Origin of the sequence: Mycobacterium sp. E1715 (assembly GCF_001667625.1) — a bacterium.
In the GTDB taxonomy this organism is placed as follows: domain Bacteria; phylum Actinomycetota; class Actinomycetes; order Mycobacteriales; family Mycobacteriaceae; genus Mycobacterium.
Genome location: NZ_LZJJ01000178.1, coordinates 1 through 4,061, shown reverse-complemented (window position 1 = coordinate 4,061; position 4,061 = coordinate 1). Strand labels below are relative to the sequence as shown.

Here is a 4,061-nt window from a genome sequence, read left to right as displayed (position 1 = left end):
CCGCGTCGTCATACCCGCCCACGTCGACGGCTGGGCCCACTTCAGCGAGGGCGCCGGCGAATTCGCGGCGGCCTTCGACCAGGCCGGGATCGGCGACCGGCTGCGGGTCGCCCCGCACGGAGAGTGGATCGACCTATAGCCGTCCCTCGACCCGCAGATCGGGGTGCACCCAGTCGGGTGAACGGCGCTCCTTGAACGCGCGGAAACCCTCGCGGGCCTCGGCGTCGCTGAGGCTGCTGGTCATGCCGATGCGGTCATAGAGACCCAGGTAGCTGTCGATGCTCGACTTGATCACGCCGCGGGCCCGCGGCGCGGTCCGACAACACTGCGCGAGTAGCTCTTTCGCGGTGTCCAGCAGGTCCTCGTGCGGCACGACGCGGGTGACCAGGCCCCAGTCCAGGGCCTCCGCGGCGGTCAGCACCCGCCCGGTGAACATCAGGTCGCGGGTGCGCACCGGCCCGATGACGCGGGTGAGCATCTGGCTGTAGTAGGTGTCGGCGTAGCCGCGGAACAGCTCGGGGACGCGGAAGGTGGCCCGTTCGCTGACGATCGACAGGTCGCTGCACAGCGCGATCTGGAACCCGCCGCCCTGGCACAGGCCGTTGACCGCGGAGACGACGGGTTTGGCCGACGTGCGCACCGTGTCAAACGGCGTGACGTCCATGCCCAGCGCGCCGCCGAAGGTGATCCAGTTGTCGGTGGCTCCCCCGCCGCCCATGTCACCGCCGGGCGCGAACACGTCCCCGGTCCCGGTGATCAGCAGCCCGGCCAGGTCCGGGTCCTCCGCGACACGTCCGACGGCGTAACGGATCCCGAAGTACATCGCGGGACTCAGGGCGTTGCGCGCTTCGGGGCGGTCGATGGTGCACACCGCGATCGACCCGTGCCGCTCGAGGGTGAGATACGGCGTGCCGAGCCAATCCCCCTCCGGCGGGCGGGGGGTGTCGTGCTGGGCCGGGGGAACCTGGGCCACGGGATTCCTCTCATCGGTCGCTACTGTCGCTCTTACAGTAGCCGCCACGACCTACAGGTACGGCAGCGTGGCCGTCGCGCTGGCCACGGACGCGTCGTCGATCAGGGTGGCCAGTTGGTTCTGCAGCGCGGTCGTGGCCTCGCCCACCGGCTTGTCGCAGAACCGGCATCGAGCGGTGAACCTGGGCTGGTCGTCTTCGTCCGGCCAGAAGCGGCGGGGCCCCACTTGGGCGCCCGGGTCGAAGGCGACCGCCTGATGGGGGGCCTCCTTGAGCAGCCTCCCGACGGGATGGCCTTGTGGGCACTCGAGTTTCAGGATTGCGATGCCTTCTTGGTTGCCTACCATGCTCCACCGTCCTTTGTGTGTGTTGTCTGCCGTCAGCCGAGGCCGGCGTCGATGAGCAGCCGCGGCAATCCGTGTTGGGTGCACTGGGCACGCACCAGCGCGAGGTCGTCGTCGGCGGGACGTCCGGCGGCGGTGAGGGTTTCGACCAGCAGCAGGCGGGCCTGCAGGTTCGCCAGCGGCCGGGCGGCCGCGTCGATGCCGGCCAGCAGCGCGACGGCGTTCCGGCATGCCCGGTCGCGGTCGTCTCGGGCGCGGCTTCGGGCGAGCAGCCGGATGCCGGAGGCCGCGTCGAGCTCGGCGGTGACGGTGGCGATCCCGTTCCCGTCCCGGGGCACGTCGCCGGCGGTCCGCAGCCGGTCGGCCTCCGAGGGTTCGAGTTTCAGCCCCAGCCTGACCCGCTCGTGGTTGATGGCGGCCGCCAGGCGCGGCAGCCGCAGCTTCTCGGCCACCGCCATCCCGGCGTCGAGGCGGCCGATCGCCTCGTCGCGATCGCCCTGCGCGGCTTTGACTTTGGCGCCGACGACGTAGCGAGCAGCCAGGTAGTCCACCCCGCCGCCTTCCGGACCGAGGTGATAGCTCTCCTCCAGCAGCGCGGCCGACTCGTCCAATTCGCCTGTCTCGTAGAGCAATTCGCCGAGCACCGCGCCGGCGATGCGGGCCGCGTAGGAGTGCGAGCCCACGGCCGAACCGATCTCGAAACCCTCGCGGAACTTGCGCAGCGCGAGCGGGATGTCGAGCCGCTGGCGGGCTGCGATGCCGGCCCAGCTGCACGAGTAGACGGCGCCCACCGCGCCGACCTGCTCGTTGAAGGGCTCCGCCCACGCCAGGAGTCGCTGCGCGGCCGGCAGATCGAAGCGGTAGATCGCCGCGAACGCCAACGCGGTGGCGGCGGCCTGCGGCAGCACGGGACGCAGCTCGTCCGCGCGGGACACAACGTCGGCCAACAGTTCCTCCAGCCCGTCGGTCCGGTCGGCATAGATCTCGGCCACCGCCCGCACCACGCTGGCTTCCAGGGTCAGGTCCGCGCGCCTCGCCTCTGGCAGGTCCGCCCTGGCCAGCGCGACGGTGAAGCGCTCCAGCGCGGCCTCGGTGGCCTCGCTGCGGTGCAGCAGGATGTTGGCCCACGCCGACGCGAGCTGCAACAGCGGCCGGGAGACCACGAGCTGCTGGGGCAGCTTCTCGACCAGGCCCAGGAACGTCGTCATGCGGGACTGGTTGATCAGCGCCCTGGTCTCCAGGCGCTCGACCAGGTCGACCGCGTGCGCGGTCTCCCCCGCGGCCAGCGCGTGGTCGACGGCCTCGCTGATGTGGTCGTGCTCGGCGAACCACTCCGAGGCCGTGTGGTGCAGCTCGGCAAGACGATCGGGATCGTCGCGCTCGAGCCGGCGCCGCAAGAACCCCGCGAACATCTGGTGGTAGCGAAACCATCGCGGGGCATGATCAATGCGGCGCAGGAACAGGCCGCGCCGCTCGATGTCCTCGAGAATGGCGTGCCCGCCGCCGACTTCGGCCAGCACCGATGCCAGCTCACCGCAGATTCGTTCGGTGATCGAGGTCGCCATCATGAACTCGACCAGCTCGGGCTCCAGGGTGTCCAGGACGTTCTCGGCGAGGAATTCTTCGACCGCCTCGTCGTCGCCGGCCATGCGGCTGACCAGGTCGCCTGCGTCGCCGCCGCCCCGCAGGGACAGCGTCGCCAGTTGCAGGGCGGCGACCCAGCCGTCCGTCGAAGCGGTCAGCGCCGCCACGTCCTCTCCGGCCAGCTGCAGCCCCGCGACGTCATTGAGCAGGGACCGCGCCTCGTCATTGTCGAAACGCAGCTTCTCGCAATCGATTTCGACCAGCTCGTCGCGGACTCGCAGCTTGCTCAACGTCACGGCGGGGCGCGACCAGCTGGTCACGACGATCTGCAGGTGATCACCCCCGTGCTCGATCAGGAAGCGCAGGGCGTCGATCGCTTGGGGGTCGGACACCCGCTGCCAGTCGTCGACGACCAGGGTGATCGGTTCCCCGAGGTCGTCGATCGCGTCGATCAGCGAGGTCAACACGTAGCGGGTCGCCTCGTCGCCGCGCTGTTCGAGCATCTGCTCGAGCGGTTCGGCGAGGGCGGGACGCACCCGCCGGATCGCGGCGAGCAGGTGGGCGAGGAACCACACCACGTTGTTGTCGTCGTCGTCCACCGTCAGCCAGGCCACCGTCACGCCGGCGGCGGTCAGTTCGGCGCGCCACTGGGCCACCAGGGTGGTCTTGCCGTATCCCGACGGCGCGTGCAAGAGGATCAGCCGCCGGCGCCCGGCCTCGCGGAGCAGCGCCATCAAGCGGTCGCGCGGGACGAGCGATCGAGTCGAGGCGGGGGGACGGAATTTCGTCGCCGGCGCCGGCGGCGTCGACGCGGTTTCGCGAGCGCGGTATGCGGCCGCCGGGACTGTCGATCCCGCCAGGTCTACCGGCACGACCATGGTGTCGACGGGGATCCGGTGACGGCGTTGCGCCTCGCGCAACTGCTCGCCGTATTCGAGCGCGGTGACCGGCCGGCGCGTGGGGTCGCGCGTCATGCCGGTCTCGATCACGGCGATGACGTCGCCGGGCACGCCCCGTTCCGTCAGCATTTCGGTAACCGACCGGCCCATCGGCGGGTGGCCGGTCAGCGCGCAGAACAGCGTCGCGGCCAGCGAGTAGACGTCGGAACCGGTTGTCGGCGTGGCGCCTTCGAGTAGCTCCGGCGCGATGAACGCGGGGGAAC

At 70.7% G+C, this 4,061-nt stretch carries 3 protein-coding genes and 1 pseudogene; 1 reads left to right on the top strand and 3 read right to left on the bottom strand.

Going from position 1 to position 4,061, the window contains the following annotated elements:
* A pseudogene (locus tag A9X03_RS30825) lies at positions 1–139 on the top strand (MBL fold metallo-hydrolase); the annotation flags it as partial.
* On the opposite strand, the gene A9X03_RS09915 reads toward A9X03_RS30825, so the two are convergent.
* The 3 genes from A9X03_RS09915 to A9X03_RS09905 form a co-directional block, all read right to left on the bottom strand.
* Positions 134–973 carry an enoyl-CoA hydratase/isomerase family protein gene (locus tag A9X03_RS09915; RefSeq protein WP_067891767.1) on the bottom strand — a complete coding sequence of 280 codons (840 nt, stop codon included), beginning with the start codon at positions 971–973 and terminating at the stop codon, positions 134–136. The pseudogene A9X03_RS30825 and the gene A9X03_RS09915 overlap by 6 nt on opposite strands.
* 51 nt (positions 974–1,024) lie before the next feature.
* Positions 1,025–1,318, bottom strand: coding sequence for a hypothetical protein (locus A9X03_RS09910; protein WP_067891764.1), 294 nt, complete (start codon positions 1,316–1,318; stop codon positions 1,025–1,027).
* A gap of 32 nt (positions 1,319–1,350) precedes the next feature.
* On the bottom strand, positions 1,351–4,061 hold a 2,711-nt coding region (locus tag A9X03_RS09905; protein WP_068260835.1), incomplete at its 5' end, for an AAA family ATPase.

Bases quoted from the DNA above. Each gene is read 5' to 3' on its own strand.
- A9X03_RS09910 (WP_067891764.1), bottom strand. From the start codon at position 1,318: ATGGTAGGCAACCAAGAAGGCATCGCAATCCTGAAACTCGAGTGCCCA.